Raw genomic sequence first — 22,505 nt, forward strand, 5'->3', positions numbered from 1 at the left:
AAAGCCTGACGATTTCGTCAGGCTTTTCTTTTATGAAGATAAACGTATGCTTACAGCGTTTCTTTCACGGCGCCACAGGTTGGCATTTCATCGCCGAAATAAGGATTTGCAATCGCTTCTTGATCTGAAATCCAATAGGCTCCTTTAAAATCAAAGGCCATTGGACAGAATTGGCGATAAAGGCTTCTTCCCGTTCCACTTTGCTTGAGGTACAAGTACATGTTATCAGAAATAACTTCAAAAGCAGAGCGCTGAAGATCTAGATTCTTTGATGCTGAAAGCGAATCAGAGGCCACTATAATCACTGAAAGTAGAGTGTCGGTTTCTTCTAATCCAGATAATTCTTCCTTGAGCTTACTGGCAGCTTGTGCGCTTTGTTCAGCATTGGAATTGAACAGAGCGTCTTTTAAGCTTAGATAGGCATCCACTGCACCTGCAGTAGCGTGATTATCCTGCGAGTTTACCGATTCCGTGCTGGTTACCTCAGTTGTTGATTCTGTAGAGGTATCCTCTCCAGATGGCGTACAAGCGAACATGATTAAAGAAGCAATGGAAAGGGTGATATAGGGTTTCATGGCGAATATTTTAATCAAATATAAGGTGAAAGATCAGATTACACGCCACGAGGTGAAGTTGACTGTAATCCTCCCACATATACCAGTCGGTGACCTGAAGCAGGACTTACACTGGGAAAGCTCTCGTGCAGTTCAGGGGTAGAGTCTTGAGAAGGGGTTGGGATTTCTACACATTCACTTCCATTTGAGTCAATGGAAGGTGGTTGGAAGTTGGTTGGGCTATAGTCATCTTCCGCACGATTGAAATTCCATATTCCGAAAACAATCGCTAGAAGGAAGAAAGCCAAGATCGGGTAGCGGATGGTTTGAGATTGCATGTCACAAGTTTAATGATTGCTTGTGAGTCAAGGTGTTATAGAATATTTAAAACCCTGTTAAAATGTGTAAAAGCGATGAGGTGGTTATTCGTCGATGAGGGACGATTGCTTGATAATTTCGTGGATCATGTCGTCCAACTCACTTGTGGCTGTATGAAGGTATTTAATGATGTCCCCGTTCATGGTCGACTCAGGATTGTCTTTGTCGTACAAAGCGAGTAGTCCTAATATAGAACTAACCGGTTTGCGAAGGTCGTGTGACAGGATGAAGGCGATCTTTCTGAGGTTTTCGTTTTGTAATTGGAGGCGATTCGCAACTTGCTTATCCTTTGTGATGTCTGTTTCAATGGCGATAAAACGCTTCACTTGATCTCCTTCCCAAATTGGGGAAATGGTCATCCGAACCCAGTACTTCTTGCCGTTTTTATGATAATTGATCAATTCAACCGTAATGTCTTTATGTGCTTTAATGGCTTCTGACAGTCGGCTAATGGTTGCGGGATCAGATTCAGGGCCTTGAAGAATGGTTCCAGGCTTTTTACCTTCCATTTCATCAAGCTTGTAACCCGAAAGCTTCTCGAAAGCTTCATTACACCATTCAACTCTGCCCTCTACATTTGTAACGATCACTCCTGTAGAGGTGTGCTTGGCAATGTGTGAGAGATTTTCAATTTCGTCTCGGGTCTCTTTTAACAAGTTGATATCTTGAAGGGAACCTAGCATTCGCGTTGGAGCATTGTTTTCATCTCGATTAACGATCCCTCGATCAATCACCCGTAGATAATGACCTTCAGCATGTCTGAAGCGGTACTCACAATGCCAGCTTCGATTTCCACGCTTGATAGACTCATCTAAACTGTTCACCGTCTTCGTGCGGTCATCCTTATGAACTCGATCTGACCACCAGTCGAGATCCGTAGTGGTTACATCGTATCCAAACGTTTTCTGGATGCCCTCACTCCATTCGATTTGATTGGTTTTTAAGTCTAAGTCCCATATCGCATCCATAGTGACTTCAGAAAGAATGGTATAGCGTTCAACGGCCTTTTCCAGAGCCACACGTTGTTCTTCAGACTTGGAGATATCTCGAGCAAAGCACGCTGCACCTAGAATGGAATTCGTTTCATCGCGAATGGGCGACATGCGAATGTCTAGTCGGTTGGCTACGGTGTTTGAGTTCGAAAGATCCAGTACTGTCTGGATGTTTTCACCTCGTAGCGCTCGAGCATAGAGAGGGGCGAACAATTCCCTGATTTCAGGTTCTACACTTTCGGGGAATGCATGATCTCCTGCTTTTCCAGGTCGGTCTAAGTATTTAGCCAATAAATCTATGATGGAGTTGTTGGCAACGAGAATTCTGTAATGGTTATCAATGGACCAGATAAAATCTCGAGTTGTGTTGATGACAGAACGAAGATTGGCTTCATTCTTTTTGATTTCTAGTTCCTGTTTTTTGTTTTCAGTGATATCTCTGTAGAAGACGGTCAATCCATTTGGATAAGGATACGCACTGACAAAGAACCATTTGTCAAAATAGGGATTATAGGCCTCAAACGAGTTACTCCTTTGTTCCTTAATAGCTTTAGGTAGCTCCACAGAAGAACGCGTATGATTGAAATTGGGAAGGACTTCCGATAAGTGCTGATTTTGGATATCCTCAATTTTTTTACCCACCAGTTTTGCAAACACGGAATTGGCGAGCTCAACATGTAGGTTTTGATCCACCATAAAAAAGCCATCAATTACCGAATCGAGGATTACTTCCAATTGTGCTCTACTCTTTTGTCCTTCACCACGGAATTTTTCAATGGCCGAGCTATCCATTCCCACTCCTTGAACTCCTGAAATGTTACCCTTTTCGTCTAGTGTGGTCATTAATTCCCACGAAGTGTGAATCCACTCGTTTTCAACTAAACTCGGACTGCGTAGGTCGATGGCCTTAATGGATCCGGGATGTTCGATACAAAATTCTACCGCTTTGATACACTTTTCAATATCTTCTGGATGGAGGGTTTTTGAAATGTGAACGCCTTCAAAACTAGAGGCTATATGGCTAAATCGCTTGTTGAACGCCTTATTGGTAAAAGCGTAGATGCCATCAAAAGTAACCCGAATCAGAAAGGTTGAATCTGAAATGGTAAGAGCGTCGAGAAGTCGTTCTCTTTGTCGCAAGGCGTTGTGAAGCTCTTCTTTTTCTGTGATGTCGCGCAGACTCACGAGAGTGGCTTTTCTTCCTTTGAAGGAAATTGGCCCTGCTTTGGTATCCACAAAAATGGTTGTATCCTTAGCTGTTCGGTGTTCTTCTGTTTGGTCCGATAAGTGCTCGAAAGGAGATATTCGCAGGTCGTTGAGCGTCATTTTTAATAACGACTCTCGTGTAAACCCATATTGGTCTATTGCGGCTGAATTACTATCTAGAATGGAAAGGGTAGCGGGGTCGCAGATCAACATGGCTTCAGGATTACCTACGTACAGCGCCTTGTAGCTTGTTTCGGCTTGTAATAAGTTCCTTTCGCTTCTGCGAATGAGTAGGTAAACAACGAGAGAAATAACAGCTATAAAAAAACTACCCTTCAATGAAGCAGCCCATTCAAAGGGCCTATCAGCGTGACTTTGAATGTGTAGGTAGTAATCACTACCCCAAATCCAAGCCCAACCAATAAGCAAGGTGATTAGAGCGGTTTTAGCGGCGGGTTTCATGTACGGGTTCTCTAGGTAGACCAATGATACAGAAAAGTACGCCTTTTTATGCGGGATTAAGAATTGTCTTACAAAAAGTATGAAGGTGAAGGAAGTGTCTGGTGATTAGAATCGGTACCCGAACCCGATGGCTAAAGAATTGAATGTTTGCGTGTTCGTCTCGATGGATGACTTGAATTCGAAGGTTACAAGCCAATCTCCAAGCCGTTGTTCATAACCGAGTCCAAGTACAGGACTGAAGCCACTTCTAGACGTTCCATCGTTTGCAGTGAAGCCACCGTTGCCATCCGGTTCAATGTGCGTGGACATGTTGGAACCGTAGCGAACACCAGCAAGAACCTTTACGTCATAAGGTGATTTTAATCCGTATAGACGTCCGATCAAATTTAATCCTATGCCGTATCGCGAAGCGTGATAACCTTCATATGTATTGGCGTGATGAGCAGAAGCACTGAGGGTGGCCTCCGCAGCAAAATTATCCATGAACGCATATTCATACGAGGTGTTCATGTAGGGGCCAAACTTGTTTTCAATATCGCCAAAAATCAATCCACCGATATCCAATCGAATCGTTTGGCGAGAAGGTTCGTAGTTCTGCGCAAAAGAAAGAACAGAAGAGAACAGAAGTGCGATTAGAATTGACTTACGCATGATGTTTGGGTTTCATTGATGGGACGAAAGTAACGCGTTTTTTGATGCCAAAAAAAAGCCTAACCATCAAGGATGATCAGGCCTAGATATACGAACGCAGGACAACTTACTTTCGTACAGCCGTCTCTGTTTCTTGCATTTGACGAGTGCCTTCAGTGGAAAGGGCCTCTGTTTCTGTTTCTACTTCCTTTTGAATGGTTTCGTGCGTTCTACCTCCTTTTGACGCTTGGGTAAGGTGTCCACCTTGACCAGCAGTTGATTCTTCAGCAGGAGCTTCGGTAGCTGAAGAAGCGTCGTTTGCAGGTTCCTCCATTTCAGACTTGTCATCTGTTTCGTCCATCTCTACTTCATCCATCTCCATTGGAGCAGATTCATCCGTGCTTTCGTCGTTCATGGTTTCTTCCATTTGCATGTCAGCACCTTCTGAAGCATTTTCTGTCGATTCTCCACCGTTACAGGCAACTAGGCCCATAATGGCTACAGCAGCAATCCAAGTTCTTTTCATAATTGAGTTGTTAAGGGTTCTCTATTCTGTAAAGCTATTCAATTAATTACAGATGTGAATATGGGGAAGGATGAGACTGCGTATCATTTTTTCAGATTCTCCTGATCTCTGTTGTGCAGGGTGATACTACTTTCGCTATCTTCGCCGCTGAAAGTATGGTAATCAAGACTCTCATCGGCCCCGTAGAAATTGACGTCATTCTTAAGCGTTTGGCTTGTCAATTGGTTGAAAATCACAATGATTTTAAGAACACAGTGTTAATTGGACTTCAACCCAGAGGTATTCCTCTGCTCGAAAGATTGACCTCCATTTTACAAAGCGACTACGGGGTTTCAAATATCCCTGTAGGGCGTTTGGACACTACGTTTTATCGCGATGATTTTCGCCGAAGAGATGAGCCGTTAAAAGCCAATCAAACTCGTATTGATTTCTTGGTGGAAGGCAAGCGTGTGGTATTTGTAGACGATGTATTGTTTACGGGAAGATCCATCCGTGCAGCCCTTGATGCTATCTTGTCTTTTGGTCGCCCACACGAGATTGAATTGATGGTGCTTATCGACCGCAGATTCAGTCGAGAGTTACCCATTCAACCGGATTACGTAGGTAGACAAGTAGATTCTATCGCCTCAGAAAGAGTGAAGGTAGAGTGGGATACCGAAGGAGCTGAAAATAAAGTATCTATCGTGCAAATTGAAGGCGATGAATGAGTTAAGTGTAGATCACTTACTGGGGATCAAAGATGTAACGGAGAACGATATCCGTCTCATTTTTCAAACAGCCGACCAATTTAAAGAGGTGATTAACCGTCCTATTAAAAAGGTTCCATCTCTTCGCGATATTACCATTGCCAATCTCTTTTTTGAAAACAGTACGCGAACCCGACTCAGTTTTGAGTTGGCCGAGAAGCGCTTATCTGCCGATGTTGTCAATTTTTCTGCATCGTCATCTTCTGTTTCTAAAGGGGAAACGCTGATTGATACGGTGAATAACATCCTATCCATGAAAGTGGATATGGTAGTAATGCGCCACCCGAATCCCGGAGCAGCTCAATTCTTGAGTAAGCATATTGATGCTCGAATTGTGAATGCTGGAGATGGAACACATGAACATCCAACACAAGCTTTGTTAGATGCGTATTCCATTCGTGAAAAGCTCGGTGATTTAAGTGGAAAGAAAGTGGTGATTGTTGGAGATATCCTTCACTCACGAGTAGCTCTTTCCAATATCTTTTGCTTGCAAAAACTCGGAGCAGAAGTAATGGTTTGTGGACCTACAACCTTGATTCCAAAGTTCATTCACACCTTGGGTGTGAGAGTGGAATATAACCTTGATAAGGCACTTGCTTGGTGTGATGTTGCAAATATGCTTCGCGTTCAACACGAGCGAATGGATATCAAATACTTCCCAAGCATTCGTGAATACACCATGCAATACGGTGTAAACATGGAGCGCTTGAATCGACTGGATAAGGAGATTACGATTATGCACCCTGGTCCAATTAATCGCGGGGTGGAAATTACAAGCGAAGTTGCGGATTCCGACCAAGCACTTATCTTGCAGCAGGTTGAGAACGGTGTTGCAATACGAATGTCGGTTCTCTATTTGTTGGCCAACCGAGGTTTGGTATCTTCAGGCGATTAACTGATTATCTAATATGTCCTTCAAGTTTGAAATCAAAGATTCCGTACTCTCCATTCGCTTTGGCGGAGATGAGTTCGGTTCAGGCGATGCCGCACAGCTCGCAGCTCTCTTAAAAAAGCAGCAACCTCAAGATTGTATTGTCAATCTGATGAAACCCGAAGTGATTGAGGCTCCCGAAGATTTGGAGGCTGTTCAAGATCAATGGTTTGAAGAGGGGTTTGCCATGGTTTTCATCTTACGTCCCGCTCACTATTTTCTGTTTTCAGAGAACTGTGTGATGGTTGAGTCGCACCAAGAGGCGCTGGATTGGTTAGAGGAGAATCAAGAATAAACTCTTTGTTCATTTTGCTGTTGAAATTCTATGGAGTGTAGTTGACTACCCTCGGTAGAATTACTTATCTTTCTTTGCATAAACACATTACATGAAAAAGCTTTACACTACTTTTCTTGCTTTGCTTATCGCCGGAGGAGTGTATGCTCAATGCACACCCAATGGTACGTATACCAGTCCGGGTATTTATCCACCTGCAGGTAGTTCCATAAAACACGATTCGATATACGTTTTGCCTGGAGCTTCTATTGGTGTGAATTACAGCGAAACGATTAATCTGGTTGTTCCAGAGGATACCACCATTATGTTTGGTGCAACCACCATTACTGCTGATATCGATTCGATGCGCGTGCTTCAAGTAAACAATATGCCAGCTTGGTTGAGTTATGCTTGTAACAGCAGATGTTCATGGGTAGGAGGTGATAATGGATGTATGAATTTCTCTGGATTGGTTCCGAATTCAACCAATACCTACCTCATGGAAGCTAAATTGGAAGTATTTGCCAATTTGGGCGCTTTTGGTCAAGTTTCTGACACTTTTTCTATTTGGATTGAAGTGTCAACAGGAAATAGCATTGGTTTGGCAACCGTTCAAAAGAGCGTGCCTACTATTGGACCAAATCCAATGTCTAATCGCCTACAAATTGTTTACACTTCTGCTAGGGCCGAATCTTGGTCATTCGAGTTGATGGATGTAACAGGTCGCGTGGTCCACAATGAGCGCGGTCAGTTCAGAACGGGAAACAACCGTGTATCGATTTCTAGAAATAACTGGCCAGAAGGGATGTACCTGTATCGTTTCCGCGTGGGAGACGATCTTCACACAGGCCGCCTGATTGTCCGCGATGGCTTATAAGCTGCTCATTCTCGGAGCCGCTTCGGCTACTCCTACGTCTACGCAGTACACAACTTCACAGCTGCTCACCATGCGTGAGCAGCTGTTTTTAATTGATTGTGGTGAGGGATGTCAACAACAGCTCCGCAGAAATAGAGCGAAGATGTCTCGCATTCATCACATTTTTATCAGTCACCTTCATGGAGATCATTACTTTGGATTGATTGGATTGATCTCTAGTTTCCATTTACAAAGGCGCACAAAGACTTTGCACGTATATGGTCCACCCGCCCTTGAAAATATCATTCAAGTGCAACTCAAAGCCTCTAAAACGTGGCTTTCTTATCCTCTGGAATTTCATCCTACCCAAGCTGACAAGGTTGAACATATCTTAGATGGAGAAAAGGTGGATGTGTATTCTATTCCACTAGTACATGGAATTGCAAGTACGGGTTTCAAGTTTGTAGAAAAGCCGAGCTTGCGCAAACTCAATGTAGAAGCGGTTGAGAAATACGGTGTGGAAGAATCGGATCGACGTAACCTACAATTGGGACAAGATTGGGTAAGCAGTCAAGGTGAAACGATACCGAATACAGCACTGACTCAAGATCCCATACCTCCATTGAGCTATGCGTTTTGTTCCGATACACAATACTCCGAAGCCGTGATTCCCGCTGTAAGTGGAGTGGACTTGCTCTATCATGAATCCACTTTTACGAAGCGAGAAAGAAGTCTTGCTGAAATTACGAAGCACAGCACGGCGGGAGATGCCGCACAAATTGCTGCACAGGCAAATGTTAGAACATTAGTTTTGGGACATTATTCCTCTCGATATAAGACACGTGACGTACATTTGCGGGAAGCGCGGGAGTACTTTCCCGAGGTGATTGCAGGAACCGAAAACCTGTGTATACACGTAGATCACGACTCTATTCATGCTGTTCAAGAATAAGGCGATTCTAGTTATCATATTCACGGTTTTTATCGATCTCGTGGGTGTGGGACTTATCATTCCGATTTTACCCAATTACGCGAAAGGCGAACTTCAATTGACGGAGACTGTCGTCGGAATCATCATTGGTATTTTTTCCTTGATGCAATTTGTCTTTGGTCCCATACTAGGTAGTTGGAGCGATCGTGTAGGTAGACGTCCCATTATTTTGATTACATCAACAATAACCGGGATAAGTTACTTGGTCTTTAGTCAGGCAGATACCTTAGCTCTCTTGCTTTTGGCTAGAGCTTTAGGAGGAATAGGGGGTGCCAATATCGGAGTGGCCCAAGCCTATATTTCGGATGTGGTAGAACCTGCTAATAGGGCTAGGGCTTTCGCTTACATTGGTGCTGCTTTTGGGTTGGGCTTTGTAATTGGTCCGTTCCTCGGTGGTATAGTTTACGAATATCTCGGCTTTTCATGGGTGGGGTATGTTGCAGCCATCATCTCTTTTGCCAATGTTGGCCTGGCATATCGTTTATTGACGGAGTCTGTAAAGGAGAAATCTTCCAGAGCGGGCAAGTCTAGAAATCCTTTTGCCGACTTTATACGAATTCGCAAGTATCCAGCTGTAGCCGGACTTATGACCATCACCTTGATTTTCATGGCGGCCTTTGCCATGATGCAATCCATGTCGGCCATCATGTGGAAGGAAGAATATTTGCTCACAGAGAAGCAAGTGGGGCTTATGTTTGCCTTTATTGGTGCCATGGCATTTATCATCCAAGGTGGATTGATTGGATGGTTTCAAAAGCGCATTTCGGAGCGTCTGCTCTTGGTGTATGGGAATATCTTGGTAGGGATAGGATTGCTGGGACTTTCTTTTGTTCCCGTTCATCATCTCTTTCCATTCGAGTTTCTATTCATCATCTGCATGTCGCTCGGTATGGCCTTTTTTACACCAACGATGTCCAACCTACTCTCCAAACTCGTTTCAGAAAAAGAGCAGGGGAGTGTGTTGAGTGTCAATCAGAGTATGTCTTCGTTGGCTCGAGTAATCGGCCCAATCATTGGTGGAGCGCTGTATCATCAGTTTAACTACCACACTCCGTTTGTTACTGGAGGGGCCATTGTTGCGGTGCTCGCTGTCTATTCTTTCTTCTACTTGAAAGGAGCAGAAAAGGAAGAGCCCCTCAACTAAGTAGCTGAGAGGCTCTATTTGCGTCCGAGAATACTTTCTCGATTACTCTCCTTTTACCAAGAAGGTCCCTTTCATCAATGCATAGTGACCTGGGAACGTACATACGTATTTGTAAATTCCCTTTTCTGGAGCTGTAAAAGTGATGGTTTCTTCTTCACCTGGACCAAGAATTCGAGTGTGTACAAGTACTTGATCCATCATATCGGGTACTTGATAACCATCTTCTTTGTGATCGATGGCTTTAGTAGCATAAGTGCTGATATCTGCATCTTTCACAAAAAGTGTCCAGTTGTGTCCCATACTTTCAACCGGCATAGTGCCGATATTCTTGAAAGTTAGACGAACGGTTTGCCCTTCGATCACTTCCATTTTGCTGAGATCAAACTGCATCTGATCATTCCCAGTAATGGTGAATTCTACCATCTCTGGAGTGGTTTCGGCGGGTGTTTCCGCAGGAGTTTCTGTAGAGGGTTCGGTTGAGCTCACTGGCTCAGTAGATTTCTCTGATTCACCTCCACCACAAGAGATCATCATTGCGCCCATCACAGCGAAACTAAAGAGTTTCAATGCATGCGTTTTCATATGTCGGATAATTGAATTGATAGTTAAATGACGAATCAAATGTAGCATGCATACGCATAAAAAAAGCGCGAATTGATTCAATTCGCGCTATGGGATTATGGAGATAATAGATTCTAGAACTACCCGTTCATGCTAATCAAAAACTCTTCATTATTTACCGTTTTACTCATGCGATCGTGCATGAATTCCATGGCTTCAACGGCCGTCATATCGGCTAGGTGTCTGCGTAGGATGTACATTCTTGCAAGAACATCTTTATTGAGCAACATATCCTCTTTACGAGTACCCGAAGCCATGAGATCAATGGCAGGGTAGATACGACGGTTAGAGATGCGACGATCAAGTTGCATTTCCATGTTACCCGTACCCTTGAATTCTTCGAAGATCACTTCATCCATTTTGGAGCCTGTATCGATCAACGCTGTGGCGAGAATGGTTAGAGACCCTCCACCTTCGATGTTACGTGCTGCACCGAAGAAACGCTTCGGTTTGTGAAGTGCGTTTGCATCAACACCCCCAGAAAGTACTTTACCCGATGCAGGGGATACCGTGTTGTATGCTCGAGCCAATCGAGTAATAGAGTCCAAAAGGATGATGACATCATGTCCACATTCTACCATTCGCTTGGCCTTCTCTAATACAATGTTGGCAACGCGTACGTGACGGTCAGCTGGTTCGTCAAATGTAGAAGCAACAACTTCCGCATTTACACTTCTAGCCATGTCCGTTACTTCCTCTGGACGTTCATCAATCAACAAAATGATCATGTAAGCCTCTGGGTGGTTCGCTGCAATAGCGTTGGCCACTTCCTTTAACAAGGTGGTTTTACCTGTTTTAGGTTGTGATACAATCAATCCACGCTGGCCCTTACCAATAGGAGAGAAGAGGTCGATGACACGAGTGCTGAGTGTAGATTTTCTATCGGTGATATTGAACTTTTCATTCGGGAAAAGTGGAGTGAGGTGTTCAAAGGCAACGCGATCGCGAACGTAGTCTGGTTCACGTCCGTTGATTTTATCAATTTGAGTAAGTGGGAAGTACTTCTCACCTTCTTTCGGTGGACGCACTTGTCCACGTACGGTATCTCCAGTTTTAAGTCCGAACAACTTAATCTGACTCTGACTTACGTAAACGTCGTCTGGAGAGTTGAGATAGTTGTAGTCGGATGATCGCAAGAAACCATAGCCATCGGGCATAATTTCCAAAACGCCCTCAGTTGTGATGATGCCGTCAAATTCGAATTCTGGCTTCTTCGGACGTCTTTCGTTTTGATTGTTATCGCGATTTTGACCGCTGTTTTGGTTGCGGTTTTGATTGCGATTCTGGTTTTGGTTTTGATTGCGATTGTTATCGCGGCTTTCGCGGTTGCTATTGTCGCGATTGTTGTTGTCGCGATTCGTATTCTCGCGACTATTTCTTCTTTCGTTCGATCTGTCGTTTCTGTCGCCGCGATCAGAGCGATCTCCTCTGTCACTGCGCTCATTGCGCTCGTTGCGTTGATCGTTGCTGCGTTCAGTTCGTTCGGTTCGTTCAGCGCGTGGTCTGCGCTCTACAGGGCGACCTTCTTTGCGTTCTTCTTTTGGAGAATCGTTGGATGAAGAATCGGTGTTTTCACTTTTTTCTTCTGAAGAAACTCTCGATCTGCGCGGTTTTTCTGTGCGAGTGTCCCCAGCTGGAGCTGCTGATTCAGCAGGCGCCTTACTTGGGGTTGAATCCCCTGAATTAGGTCCATTTACAATGGCATCGATAAGTTCGGGTTTGCGCATGTAACGCGCTTTTGGAATGTCGAGAGCGATGCCAATCTCTTTGAGTTCGGGCAATTTCTTCTCGGCTAAATCAGCTTTTGTGTACATCTGTTAATCCTACTTGAAAAGTAATAGGTAAGTGGGGATCGATATCATTCAACTCCTCAGACGAATGTCTTTGAATTACGTAAGGAGATGATATATGAGTTTAGTGGAATAGGTGTATCGCGATGGATACATTGCAATTATACAACAAAATCAATCTGTGAAGACCATGTAGGGATTTTTTTTGACAACTTTGTGGCTGTAAACCCAATGAATATCATGATTCAAAGAATTCAATCCGTATATCTTCTTCTTTCTGCGATAGTTATGTCGGCAGGAATCTTCCTATCTCCACTTTTTATGGTGAACGGAGAAGCCATCGTTCTATCGTCTTCAGGCTTTTATGTGGCCCTTGCTGGTGGTGCAGCGGGTATTTCTCTAGCGAATATTTTCGCGTATAGAAATCGCAGATCACAAGTGGTTCTCAACCGTTTGAACATCATTGCATCCTTTGTATTGAGTGGATTTATTGTGGTTGATTTCATCAATCAGCCAGAAGGAGCCATTGTAGAAGTGGGCTTGGGTATGATGATGCCACTGATCAACGTGATATTACTCGTTTTAGCCAATCGCGGTATCATGAAGGACGAGATGTTGGTAAAGGCAGCTGATCGATTGAGATAATTACTTTATTGAGCCGCGTTTGCCAAGTTCAATTACTTCGAGGTTTTCCACCTTGCCTTTATGCACTTCAAAGCGAAGCATGGTCCGCATACTGTGAAAACCATGAATTCCTGCTGCGCCCGGATTCATATGAATCAAATTGAGGTCTTTGTCGAATTTAACTTTTAGAATATGAGAATGCCCGGATATAAAGAGTCCGGGTTTTTCTTTTGCGAGCTGGTCCTTAACCCCAGGAGCATATCTTCCTGGATAGCCTCCAATATGGGTGATGAACACTTTTAGTCCCTCTACCACAAAGCAATTCACCAGTGGGTATTCTGCGCGAGCCTTGTGATTGTCAATATTGCCATACACAGCGCGTAACGTCACTTTTTCGGCGATGCGATCGGTCACGCTTAAATCGCCAATGTCGCCCGCATGCCAAACTTCATCAGCTGCTTCTACGAAATTCATGATTCGGTCATCTATGTGACTATGTGTATCGGATAAAAGAAGAATGCGTTTCACGTGGTGCTTTATGTACTTTTGCTATTCATGTCCGAAACTACAAACAAACCAACAGCTCATCGTTACTTTGTTGAGCTTTCCTATGATGGAACTGCATTTCACGGCTGGCAGGTGCAGCCCAATGCGCGTTCTGTGCAGGGAGAATTGATCGATGCATTCTCTACCTTTTTCCGGGAAGAGGTCTATGTGGTAGGAGCTGGTCGAACCGATACCGGCGTTCACGCTTCACACATGGTGGCGCACTTTGAATTGCACAACCCCATTGAATCTCCAGAAGATGCGGTTTACAAGTTGAATCGCTTTTTGTCGGAAGAAATCGCCCTGCAAGAAATCTACGAGGTGAAGGTGGAAGCGCATGCTCGTTTCAGTGCGACAGAAAGAGCCTATGAATACGTGCTCTCTCGCGTGAAGAATCCCTTTGCTACCAAGTATGCATGGCAGTTTCAACGTGAATTAAATTTCGCGCAGATGAACCAAGCTGCTTCCTTGTTGTTGGAGCATAATGACTTTGCCTGTTTCTGCAAGGCTGATTCCGATGTAAATACGACGCTTTGTGATGTGCGAACTGCACATTGGGAAAGAGATGGAGATACATGGATCTTTCACATTGCGGCCGATCGCTTCTTGCGCAATATGGTTCGAGCGATTGTGGGTACATTGGTTGAAGTAGGAGAAGGCAAACACACTATTGAGGAATTTAAATCGATATTGGAATCGGGAAGTCGGTCAAAAGCAGGAACTTCGGCACCAGCTGGGGGATTATTTTTGTCTAAAGTGAGTTACCCATCTGATATTCGGACTACACATACGTAATTTATGGCATCAAACGTAAGCGGTAAAGCTTTCGATAGATCTCTGTTGAAGAGAATGCTTCGCTACATCGCTCCCTATAAGGGGGTGTTTTGGGGGGCATTTGCAATTACCATTTTGCTCGGGTCGCTGGGAACCGCTCGCCCTATTCTTACCCAGCGAGCAATCGACAATTATATTCTAAAAGGGGATGCGCCGGGATTGCTCAACATCACCTTGCTCATTCTCGGGGTGCTTCTCGTGGAATCCATCTTTCAGTTCCTGTTTACCTATGCAGCAAACTACTTAGGGCAGAGTATTATTCGGGATATTCGACTCCAGCTTTATAAGAAGATCACTCATTTTAAACTGAGCTTTTTTGATAAAACGCCCATCGGAACTTTGGTTACACGTGCGGTAAGCGATATCGAAACCATTGCCAGTATTTTCGCCGAAGGTATATTGGTGATTTTCGGCGATCTCTTCAAGATCGTGGTGATGGTTGGCGCCATGTTCTGGTTTTTCGATTTCAAATTGGTGGTTATTTCCCTGTCGGTGGTTCCCATTCTCTTTATCGCTACACGCTGGTTCCAGAAGGCCATTAAAAAGACTTTCTCGGATGTCAGAAATGAAGTAGCTGCTTTGAATGCCTTCGTACAGGAGCATCTTTCGGGGATGAACATCGTGCAGATGTTTAACCGGGAAAAGGCGGAGATGGATAAGTTCAAGGTGATTAACAATCGACACCGAAAGGCGAATATTCGTTCCATCTGGTATTTCTCCATTTTTCTTCCTCTTATTGAAATCTTGTCGGCCATCAGTATTGGTTTGGCTATGGGGTATGGAGGATATGCGGCGATTAACAGTTTCGACTCTCAAACCCTCCAAATGTTCTTCTATGAAGTTATGGGATGGAGTACAGCGGAGATGGAACAGCAGATTACCATTGGTACGTTGCTCGCTTTTGTAATGTTCATCAATGCTTTGTATCGCCCATTGCGTCAGCTTGCCGACCGATTCAATACGCTTCAAATGGGCATGGTGGCCAGTGATCGTGTATTGAAATTGCTAGATAACAACGATGCGGTAGAACCCGAAGGAAGTGCTCAACTTACTGAAGCTTCTGGTAAGATTGAATTCAGTGATGTTCACTTTGCTTATGTTGAGTCAGAGCCCGTTTTACGCGGTGTAAGCTTCGATGTAAATCCCGGTGAAACGCTAGCGATTGTGGGGGCCACGGGTGCAGGAAAGAGTACCATCATTAGTCTTTTGATGGGATTCTACCCCTATCAAAGCGGCAGTGTTAAGTTGGATGGAATTGAGATTACCGACCTTTCACTGGGAGAATTGCGGAAGCAGTTTGCACTGGTACTGCAGGATGTTTTCCTTTTCAGTGATTCGATCTTCAATAACATTTCCCTCAAAGCCGATATTCCGAAAGAGGAGATTGTAAAGGCGGCCGAGCAAATTGGGGTGGATGAATTCGTGAAGGAATTGCCAGAAGGTTACGATTACAATGTGAAGGAGCGAGGACAAATGCTTTCTGCAGGACAACGTCAGCTTCTCGCATTCTTGCGAGCCTATGTAACAAATCCTCCCATTTTGATCTTGGATGAAGCGACAAGTAGCATTGACAGTCATACCGAGCAGCTCATTCAACGCGCAACCGATGTAATTACAGAAGGTAGGACTTCTATTATTATTGCACACCGATTGGCTACCATTCAAAAAGCCGATAAGATCTTGGTAATGGATAAAGGCCAAGTGGTAGAATCGGGTACGCACGAGACTCTTTTAGCGGAGAATGGCTATTACACCAAGCTTTACGAGATGCAGTTTAAGGAACGCGAAGCCATTTAAATACTAGTAAAACCTGATGTTCAAGCGATTGCATCAGGTTTTCTTTTTACAAATCTTGTTTATATCATAAACTAGTCTATATATTTGCAAAGTAATCAGAAACAACTAACCGATGGAAAAAGTATTAGATCACGAAGGCAGTTTGGCCGTCATCCATGAGATGATTCAAAAGACTAGGAAGAATATTACGGAAGGTTCATTCTACTATTTGGTATGGGGATGGTTGACATTAGCTGCAGCTTCAACCCAGTACATTTTGCTAACCGTGGCAAATTCAGAATGGCATGCTATTGTCTGGCCCGTCATGGGAGTGGTAGGTGGTATAGCAAGTGCGATTTATGGAAGAAAGAGCAGCGCAAGGAAAGGTCACACCACATTTGTAGATAAATCGATGGGCTACGTTTGGATTGCCTTTGGAGCAATGATGGCGCTAGCGCTCATCATTGGTGGAACCCAGTCGTGGAGAGTAGGATACAGCATCATCATTGCGCTTTATGGAATGGGAACCTTTGTTTCTGGTGGATTGCTGCGCTTTAAGCCCCTCATTTATGGAGGTGTTGCTTCATGGGGCATTTCCGCATTTGCTCTGTTGGCAGAGGAATGGACACAAGAGTTTCCAAATATGATTGTGCTTTTGGTGGTGAGTATCATTGTGAGTTATCTCATTCCGGGATATGCGTTGAAGTCTGCAGAGAAGAAGAACAATGCTGCCTGATTTAGACCCCTTATTACACACACAACTGCGCTTGCAGATTGTAACGCTATTGGCAGGAGTAGAGGAAGGTGACTTCAACTGGCTGTTGGAGAATACGGGAGCTACTCGAGGCAATTTGAGCGTACAGATCAACAAGCTTAAGGCTGCGGAATACATTGAGGTTAAGAAGGGGTACAAAGACAATTACCCTCATACCTTGTGTGTGATAACTAAAAAGGGAAGAGCAGCTTTTGAAGCCTATGTAGCGGCCATTTCAAAATACATTCAACACAAAAACAAATGAAAAGAATAACCATACTTGCACTGATGCTCCTCTCCATAGGAGTCATTGCACAAGAGCGCACTTCAAAAGGGTGGGGAGTAGGATTCCAACTCAACGAATGGGGCAACGACTTCGGCATGGGGATATCGGCATTTTCTCCTGAGTTCTTTGGGGCGTTGACCATCGACGTATCGTACGTCAATCAATTTCGTTCCTCTATTACTATTTCGGGCGAGGCATGGCAGCCCTATGGCATGGCCACTTTAGGTGTCCGCGGTAAAGCGGGACAAATTACACCATGGTTCCACATGTATGGTTTTGGTCGTGTTTCGTTTATGACGAACGGTCCATCAGATTGGAATACCGATAAAATCACCGGTAGCGGGGGATTCGGCTTTGAGTTTAATACCCAAGGAGCTGGTCTTTCTCCTGTGAGTTACTACATCGAAATGGGAGGTTATGGTGGATTTTCGAATGTTCATCCTCTACATCAGTCGGTGGCAGGTGGATTTGGAACGACAGTTGGACTTCGCGTCTACTTCTAGAGATATCAATGCACTGTAAAAACGAAGAGCTGTACTATCGGTACAGCTCTTTTTTTATGATTCTGATTTCGGCAATCGGCCTGATTCCTTAAGTGCTTTGTGAAGCAGGTATTCTATTTGTCCATTCGCACTGCGAAATTCATCCGCTGCCCATTTCTCTAATGCGGCGTGGACATCGGGATCTAGTCGGAGTGCAAATGCTTTTTTCTTAGCCATGTGAACGATTATTCACTCGGTTTGTAATACTGATCTATGGCCTTTTTGGCCATGGCCCCATCTGTAATCGTAAGGAAGTACGGTGTTTTATGGGCAGAAGAAACAATTCGCAAGGCAGAACCTCCACGCATAATGATTCCCCTTTTCACTTTAGGAACAATCCGATATCCCCATCCTCCAAATTCACTCAAAGGTTCTACGGTTACCGTATTGATTTCTGCAATTTCCCTCCACTTTATCGTCTTCAGCGTTCGAACATAAGGAAAGGCCTTATAATGTACTCCTTCAAAGTCGATTCGCACATATAAAGGATACCGGAATAGAAGGAGATACATCAGCAAAAATACGCCTACAACAAAACCGAGCGAAGTAAGCACCTCGGCTCCTTTTTCGGCATTGGGTCCGTCTTGAAAATACTCCAGGATTGGACCATGGCCCACTGCCAATATGATGACTACAGCAAAGGAGAAGGAGCTTCCCAATAGAAATAGGACCCAAGTGGGATATTTCTGTCTTGACTCAAATTTCATCAGTACAAGGATCCAGTGTTTACAACAGGAGAGGCCGATTTATCAGAACATAACACGACCATGAGATTACTCACCATGGCGGCTTTGCGTTCATCGTCCAAATTGACAATTTCTTTCTGTCCCAACTCATCCAATGCCAATTCTACCATACCCACGGCACCCTCAACAATACGACGACGAGCAGCGACAATTGCGGTGGCCTGTTGACGCTGCAACATGGCTCCAGCAATTTCGGAAGCATAAGCGAGGTGAGAGATTCTCGCCTCAATCACTTCAATACCGGCCATGTCTAAACGTTCGGTGAGCTCTTTCTCCAACATTTCATTTACTTCTTCAATGTCGCTTCTCAAACAGATCTCAGCTTCTTCATCATCAAAGTTATCGTACGGATAAGAAGTGGCAAGTTTTCTAATGGCTGCATCGGTTTGAACAAATACGAACTCGATGAAATTGTCAACTTCAAATCGAGCCTTAAAGGTGTCCTTTACCCTCCAAACCAAGACAACTCCAATCATAATAGGATTGCCCAGGGCGTCATTCACTTTGATAGGATCACTGTCGAGGTTACGCGCTCTCAATGAGATCTTCTTTTTACTCATGAAAGGATTCACCCAAAACAAACCATTCGCTTTGATGGTCCCCTTATATGCACCAAAGAAGGTTAAAACTGATGATTCATTGGGATTCAGAACCAGAAAGCCGGGTAGTATGAAGATGATTACAGGAATCAGAAAGAGTCCGGCGAGAATTTTATTCACTATTGAAAATACAACGAAGCCAATGAGTACCAGCTCTAGGACGACCATTAACCAGCCTACTCCCGTATTCGCCTTTTTGTGTTTTTCCATTGTTTCAGGTTTTATATTGATATTAATATGATATCAAAAATAATACAAAAATTGACATTTGCAAGTTTTTCGATGTTGAAACACAGTTAGTTGCAAATATTTATTAATGTTGTAACATTGAAAAGAGATAATATTGTAGATTTGTCCTGTCTAATCCTAATTAATATAGATAAGAATGAAAACAGCACGTTTCTTCACCATCGCTGCATTGGCAACTTCACTTGTTGCATGTAACGACGCGGCTGAGTCGGAAGCTGCCACTGGTGCAGCACAGGAAGTTAAAGAAGTAGCAGAAGCGGTAACATACCCAGTATCTGCTCAGAGCGGTCACGTTGCGTGGATCGGCTTCAAAACCAACGTAGATTGGAGCCACAACGGAACTATCCAAGTTAAAGACGGTGAGTTCAAAGTAAAAGACGGTGAGCTTGTAGGTGGTAACTTCACTATCGACATGAAGACGATTCGTCCATTGGACCTTGAAGAAGGTACAGAGAACTACACCAACCTTGTAGGTCACTTGGAATCTCCAGACTTCTTTGAAACTTCTGCTTACCCAACCGCTACTTTTGAAATCACAAATGTTTCTAAGGTTCAAGGTGGTGCAGCTTCACACGAGGTTCAAGGTAACCTTACTATGAAAGACACTACAAACAACATTACTTTCCCAGCTAACATTCAAGTTACTGACGGTGTTGTTTCTTTCAAAACTCCAGAATTCTCAATCAACCGTACGAAGTGGAATGTAATGTTCCGTTCTTCTGGTATTGAAGGAGTAATGAAAGATGACTTGATCGACGATTACATCAAATTGTCTGTTGATCTCACTGCTCAAAAGTGAGTTAAGCTCAGGTCACTTTTGACTAAGGAGTCCCGCTAATGCGGGACTTTTTTCGTTTATAGAGTATCCTTTAAAGCAGGTTCTAGTTCATTCCACTTCCACTCAAAACCCGTTTGAGCGAGTTTATTGGTAGACACCCTATTGCTATCTAGTGCAATTTGAGCCATACTACCCATGGCTAGTTTGAGGGCGAAAGTGGGAACGGCAGGCATAAAGTGAGGCTTGCCTAGTGCATTCGCGAGGGCCTTGCTAAACTCGGCGTTTTGGACAGGATTTGGAGCAGCTGTATTGTAGGCGCCGCTCATATTATCGTGTGTAGCTGCATGTAGAAAAATACGGGCTACATCTTCTAAATGAATCCATGGCATCCACTGCTTGCCAGAACCCAGGGGAGAGCCAAGTCCCATTTTGTAGATGGGAAGCATTTTGCCCAAAGCACCACCGTCCTCGGATAAAACTACTCCAATTCTGAGTCGGACGGTACGAATACCATACTTCTCCACTTGCTTCACTGCATTCTCCCACTGAACCACTACATCATTCAAAAAACCATTGCCCGGTTGATCGTCTTCGTGCATGGTTTTAGTGAAGTTGGACGGATAATAACCCACCGCGCTAGAACTGATAAAGGTGTTGGGCTTGTGTGCGCCTTCTTCCCAAGCGCGTATAAAGGTGAGTGTGCTTTCAACGCGACTGTTCACAATGGTCTTTTTATTCTCTGCATTCCATCGCATAGCCACATTGGCGCCGGCAAGATGGAAGACCGTATCCACATCTTTTAAGGCCTCTGTATCGATATCATGGCGCATGGGATCCCATTCAAAGACCTTAACGCCGGGATAGGAGGTGGAAGCACTTCTGCTCAACCATCTAACTTCAATTCCCCTCTCGATAAGTTGCTTTGTAAGTTCCGTGCCTATTGTTCCGGAGCCGCCTGATATCAGTACTTTCTTCATAAGTTCGCGCTTTGTCTATTTTTCACACTTACCAAAACAACAGAATCTCAAAATCGTTCCGATAGGTATGCAAGATATAGAACCATACTACAATTGGAGACACCTTTATATCGCAAGCGAAGATGATCGTTCACCGCTCTATGGTTACTTCAATTCTGAGGTTTATTACACCGATGTGATGTACGACTTCGTCATTCATCCACAATGGGATAACATTGGATGCGAGACACTGTTCATTAAGATATTATACGCCGATTACGAAGAGGGCTTTGCGATCATTGAGCTTTTTGGAGAATGGAATGATGTGCTTCACAATGATATCATGACATTGAAGCGAGAGATCATAGATATGATGCTCGATCAGGGAATAGACAAGTACATCCTCATTGCTGAGAACGTGCTTAATTTTCACGCAGATATTACGGATTACTACGATGAGTGGTTGGAGGAGGTTCCCGATGGTTGGATTGCCTTCCTCAATGCTCGAGAGCATGTGGCTCGAGAGTTGGCCGATTATCACATCGACCAATATTTATTGTTGGGAGGGAAGATGAGTGACATTGCTTGGAGAACAAAGTCCCCACTAAAACTTTACCGTGAAATAAAAAGCCTAGCCGAAAAACGGCTAGGCATGTAGAGTATTACTTCACTTTGGTCATCCAGTTGAAGCGATCTTCAACTCGACCTAATCGTATGTCGTTGAGTCCGGCTCTAATTTTAGAAGCCATACCATCGGTTGGCGTAGGAATATCGAAGCGTTCGTTTTTAAATCCGATTTGTTCGATAACACTTACCACAGCTGCGGTTCCCATACCAAAAGCCTCCATGAGCTCACCATTTCTAGCGGCTGCAATCACTTCGGTAACGGTGATTGGACGTTCTTCTACATCTGCACCCCAGTCGCGAAGAAGGGTGAGGATGGAGTCGCGTGTGATTCCTGCAAGAATGCGATCGGTTAATGGAGGAGTGATCATCTTGTCGCCAATGCGCAACATGATGTTCATAGTGCCGCTCTCTTCAATGAGTTCGTGGTTCGCGTGATCGGTCCAGATCACTTGATTATATCCCTCTTGAATGGCTTTGGCAGTTGGATAGAATGCGCCACCGTAGTTACCAGCTGCTTTTGTGTATCCAATTCCTCCGCTTGCGGCACGGGTGTATGTATCTTCAATCTTCACCTTTACGGCACCTGCATAATAAGGGCCAACAGGAGAACAGATTATAGCAAAAGTGTATCGTTCACTAGGGCGAGCGGCAATAAACTCACTACTTGAGAACAAGAACGGGCGGATGTAAAGTGATTTCACTTCATCTTGAGGTACCCATGCTGCATCGAGTTCGATAAGCTTGTTTAGGCCATCTAAAAAAACTTCTCTTGGAACTTCAGGCATGTACAAGCGTTCAGCAGAACGATTCAAGCGTTCCCAGTTCTTTTCAGGACGGAACAATTGAACTTCACCACTTTGGTTTCGGTAAGCCTTCATTCCTTCAAATGCAGCCTGACCATAATGGAGGGCGTGTAGAGCATAGGTCGATTTCAATTCACCATAAGGGAGAATTTCAGGCTCGCTCCAAGCTCCATTCTCATGATGACAAACCAGCATGTGATCCGTAAAGTATTTTCCAAACGGAAGGTTGTCGAAATCGATCTGATCGATCTTCGATTTGGTTACAGTCGTAATTTTCATGAGCC

Annotated in this window: 27 protein-coding genes; 14 read left to right on the forward strand and 13 right to left on the reverse strand. The window is 44.1% G+C overall.

What is annotated here, in order from left to right; all coding sequences use genetic code 11:
* Positions 1-50: 50 nt before the first annotated feature.
* The 5 genes from F8C82_RS02775 to F8C82_RS02795 form a co-directional block, all read right to left on the reverse strand.
* A complete protein-coding gene (locus tag F8C82_RS02775) occupies positions 51-575 on the reverse strand; it encodes a DUF3347 domain-containing protein (RefSeq protein ID WP_151691904.1) in 525 nt (174 codons plus the stop codon).
* Positions 576-613: 38 nt separating this feature from the next.
* A complete protein-coding gene (locus F8C82_RS02780; protein ID WP_151691905.1) occupies positions 614-892 on the reverse strand; it encodes a hypothetical protein in 279 nt (92 codons plus the stop codon).
* 84 nt (positions 893-976) lie between these two features.
* Complete coding sequence (locus tag F8C82_RS02785) at positions 977-3,592, reverse strand: PAS domain S-box protein (protein WP_151691906.1); 2,616 nt, start codon at positions 3,590-3,592, stop codon at positions 977-979.
* 105 nt (positions 3,593-3,697) lie between these two features.
* Entirely contained in the window at positions 3,698-4,243 is a 546-nt protein-coding gene (locus F8C82_RS02790; RefSeq protein WP_151691907.1) for an outer membrane beta-barrel protein, read from the reverse strand.
* Between the two features lie 106 nt (positions 4,244-4,349).
* Positions 4,350-4,748: a hypothetical protein gene (locus F8C82_RS02795; protein WP_151691908.1), complete on the reverse strand. Its 399-nt coding sequence runs from the start codon at positions 4,746-4,748 to the stop codon at positions 4,350-4,352.
* 155 nt (positions 4,749-4,903) lie between these two features.
* On the opposite strand from F8C82_RS02795, the gene pyrR reads away from it, so the two are divergent.
* From pyrR to F8C82_RS02825, 6 genes are all read left to right on the forward strand, one after another.
* Positions 4,904-5,455, forward strand: coding sequence for a bifunctional pyr operon transcriptional regulator/uracil phosphoribosyltransferase PyrR (gene pyrR, locus F8C82_RS02800; RefSeq protein ID WP_151691909.1), 552 nt, complete (start codon positions 4,904-4,906; stop codon positions 5,453-5,455).
* Complete coding sequence (locus tag F8C82_RS02805; RefSeq protein ID WP_151691910.1) at positions 5,448-6,389, forward strand: aspartate carbamoyltransferase catalytic subunit; 942 nt, start codon at positions 5,448-5,450, stop codon at positions 6,387-6,389. The genes pyrR and F8C82_RS02805 overlap by 8 nt, the downstream gene beginning before the upstream one ends.
* Positions 6,390-6,402: 13 nt before the next feature.
* Positions 6,403-6,720 carry a hypothetical protein gene (locus F8C82_RS02810; protein ID WP_151691911.1) on the forward strand — a complete coding sequence of 106 codons (318 nt, stop codon included), beginning with the start codon at positions 6,403-6,405 and terminating at the stop codon, positions 6,718-6,720.
* A 91-nt stretch (positions 6,721-6,811) separates the two neighbouring features.
* Positions 6,812-7,576, forward strand: coding sequence for a T9SS type A sorting domain-containing protein (locus F8C82_RS02815; protein ID WP_151691912.1), 765 nt, complete (start codon positions 6,812-6,814; stop codon positions 7,574-7,576).
* Complete coding sequence (locus F8C82_RS02820; protein ID WP_151691913.1) at positions 7,566-8,507, forward strand: ribonuclease Z; 942 nt, start codon at positions 7,566-7,568, stop codon at positions 8,505-8,507. The genes F8C82_RS02815 and F8C82_RS02820 overlap by 11 nt, the downstream gene beginning before the upstream one ends.
* A complete protein-coding gene (locus F8C82_RS02825; protein WP_151691914.1) occupies positions 8,491-9,690 on the forward strand; it encodes an MFS transporter in 1,200 nt (399 codons plus the stop codon). Before F8C82_RS02820 ends, F8C82_RS02825 begins: the two co-directional genes overlap by 17 nt.
* Before the next feature lie 42 nt (positions 9,691-9,732).
* On the opposite strand, the gene F8C82_RS02830 is transcribed toward F8C82_RS02825, so the two are convergent.
* Positions 9,733-10,272, reverse strand: coding sequence for a plastocyanin/azurin family copper-binding protein (locus F8C82_RS02830; protein ID WP_170266129.1), 540 nt, complete (start codon positions 10,270-10,272; stop codon positions 9,733-9,735).
* Between the two features lie 119 nt (positions 10,273-10,391).
* Positions 10,392-12,125, reverse strand: coding sequence for a transcription termination factor Rho (rho, locus tag F8C82_RS02835; RefSeq protein ID WP_151691916.1), 1,734 nt, complete (start codon positions 12,123-12,125; stop codon positions 10,392-10,394).
* A 216-nt stretch (positions 12,126-12,341) separates the two neighbouring features.
* Between rho and F8C82_RS02840 the strand changes: the two genes are divergently transcribed.
* Positions 12,342-12,746: a DUF4293 domain-containing protein gene (locus tag F8C82_RS02840; protein WP_170266130.1), complete on the forward strand. Its 405-nt coding sequence runs from the start codon at positions 12,342-12,344 to the stop codon at positions 12,744-12,746.
* On the opposite strand, the gene F8C82_RS02845 is transcribed toward F8C82_RS02840, so the two are convergent.
* Positions 12,747-13,253 carry a metallophosphoesterase family protein gene (locus tag F8C82_RS02845; protein ID WP_151691918.1) on the reverse strand — a complete coding sequence of 169 codons (507 nt, stop codon included), beginning with the start codon at positions 13,251-13,253 and terminating at the stop codon, positions 12,747-12,749.
* A gap of 27 nt (positions 13,254-13,280) precedes the next feature.
* On the opposite strand from F8C82_RS02845, the gene truA reads away from it, so the two are divergent.
* The 5 genes from truA to F8C82_RS02870 all read left to right on the forward strand — a co-directional run bounded on the left by truA (position 13,281) and on the right by F8C82_RS02870 (position 17,424).
* Positions 13,281-14,066, forward strand: a complete 786-nt coding sequence (gene truA, locus F8C82_RS02850; RefSeq protein WP_151691919.1) for a tRNA pseudouridine(38-40) synthase TruA — start codon at positions 13,281-13,283, stop codon at positions 14,064-14,066.
* A gap of 3 nt (positions 14,067-14,069) precedes the next feature.
* Positions 14,070-15,902 carry an ABC transporter ATP-binding protein gene (locus F8C82_RS02855; RefSeq protein WP_151691920.1) on the forward strand — a complete coding sequence of 611 codons (1,833 nt, stop codon included), beginning with the start codon at positions 14,070-14,072 and terminating at the stop codon, positions 15,900-15,902.
* A gap of 112 nt (positions 15,903-16,014) precedes the next feature.
* On the forward strand, positions 16,015-16,617 hold the full coding sequence (locus tag F8C82_RS02860; RefSeq protein WP_151691921.1) for a hypothetical protein: 603 nt from the start codon (positions 16,015-16,017) through the stop codon (positions 16,615-16,617).
* The gene (locus tag F8C82_RS02865) at positions 16,607-16,900 is read left to right on the forward strand and encodes a winged helix-turn-helix domain-containing protein (protein WP_151691922.1); all 294 of its coding nucleotides are present in this window, start codon (positions 16,607-16,609) and stop codon (positions 16,898-16,900) included. Before F8C82_RS02860 ends, F8C82_RS02865 begins: the two co-directional genes overlap by 11 nt.
* Complete coding sequence (locus tag F8C82_RS02870; protein ID WP_151691923.1) at positions 16,897-17,424, forward strand: hypothetical protein; 528 nt, start codon at positions 16,897-16,899, stop codon at positions 17,422-17,424. The genes F8C82_RS02865 and F8C82_RS02870 overlap by 4 nt, the downstream gene beginning before the upstream one ends.
* Positions 17,425-17,478: 54 nt before the next feature.
* Here the strand turns inward: F8C82_RS02870 and F8C82_RS02875 are convergent, their stop codons facing one another.
* Genes F8C82_RS02875 through F8C82_RS02885 form a run of 3 tightly spaced genes read right to left on the reverse strand, consistent with a single transcriptional unit; the run spans position 17,479 to position 19,018 of the window.
* Positions 17,479-17,640: an Arc family DNA binding domain-containing protein gene (locus F8C82_RS02875; protein ID WP_151691924.1), complete on the reverse strand. Its 162-nt coding sequence runs from the start codon at positions 17,638-17,640 to the stop codon at positions 17,479-17,481.
* Positions 17,641-17,648: 8 nt separating this feature from the next.
* Positions 17,649-18,170: a hypothetical protein gene (locus F8C82_RS02880; RefSeq protein ID WP_151691925.1), complete on the reverse strand. Its 522-nt coding sequence runs from the start codon at positions 18,168-18,170 to the stop codon at positions 17,649-17,651.
* A complete protein-coding gene (locus F8C82_RS02885; RefSeq protein WP_151691926.1) occupies positions 18,170-19,018 on the reverse strand; it encodes an SPFH domain-containing protein in 849 nt (282 codons plus the stop codon). The genes F8C82_RS02880 and F8C82_RS02885 overlap by 1 nt, the downstream gene beginning before the upstream one ends.
* Positions 19,019-19,193: 175 nt before the next feature.
* Between F8C82_RS02885 and F8C82_RS02890 the strand changes: the two genes are divergently transcribed.
* Positions 19,194-19,856, forward strand: coding sequence for a YceI family protein (locus tag F8C82_RS02890; RefSeq protein ID WP_151691927.1), 663 nt, complete (start codon positions 19,194-19,196; stop codon positions 19,854-19,856).
* Positions 19,857-19,912: 56 nt separating this feature from the next.
* On the opposite strand, the gene F8C82_RS02895 is transcribed toward F8C82_RS02890, so the two are convergent.
* Positions 19,913-20,812, reverse strand: a complete 900-nt coding sequence (locus F8C82_RS02895; RefSeq protein WP_151691928.1) for a TIGR01777 family oxidoreductase — start codon at positions 20,810-20,812, stop codon at positions 19,913-19,915.
* A gap of 67 nt (positions 20,813-20,879) precedes the next feature.
* On the opposite strand from F8C82_RS02895, the gene F8C82_RS02900 reads away from it, so the two are divergent.
* Positions 20,880-21,449 carry a hypothetical protein gene (locus F8C82_RS02900; RefSeq protein WP_151691929.1) on the forward strand — a complete coding sequence of 190 codons (570 nt, stop codon included), beginning with the start codon at positions 20,880-20,882 and terminating at the stop codon, positions 21,447-21,449.
* 4 nt (positions 21,450-21,453) lie between these two features.
* Here the strand turns inward: F8C82_RS02900 and F8C82_RS02905 are convergent, their stop codons facing one another.
* Positions 21,454-22,500, reverse strand: a complete 1,047-nt coding sequence (locus F8C82_RS02905; protein WP_151691930.1) for a branched-chain amino acid aminotransferase — start codon at positions 22,498-22,500, stop codon at positions 21,454-21,456.
* Between the last annotated feature and the right edge of the window lie 5 nt (positions 22,501-22,505).

Origin of the sequence: Phaeocystidibacter marisrubri (genome assembly GCF_008933165.1) — a bacterium.
In the GTDB taxonomy this organism is placed as follows: domain Bacteria; phylum Bacteroidota; class Bacteroidia; order Flavobacteriales; family Schleiferiaceae; genus Phaeocystidibacter; species Phaeocystidibacter marisrubri.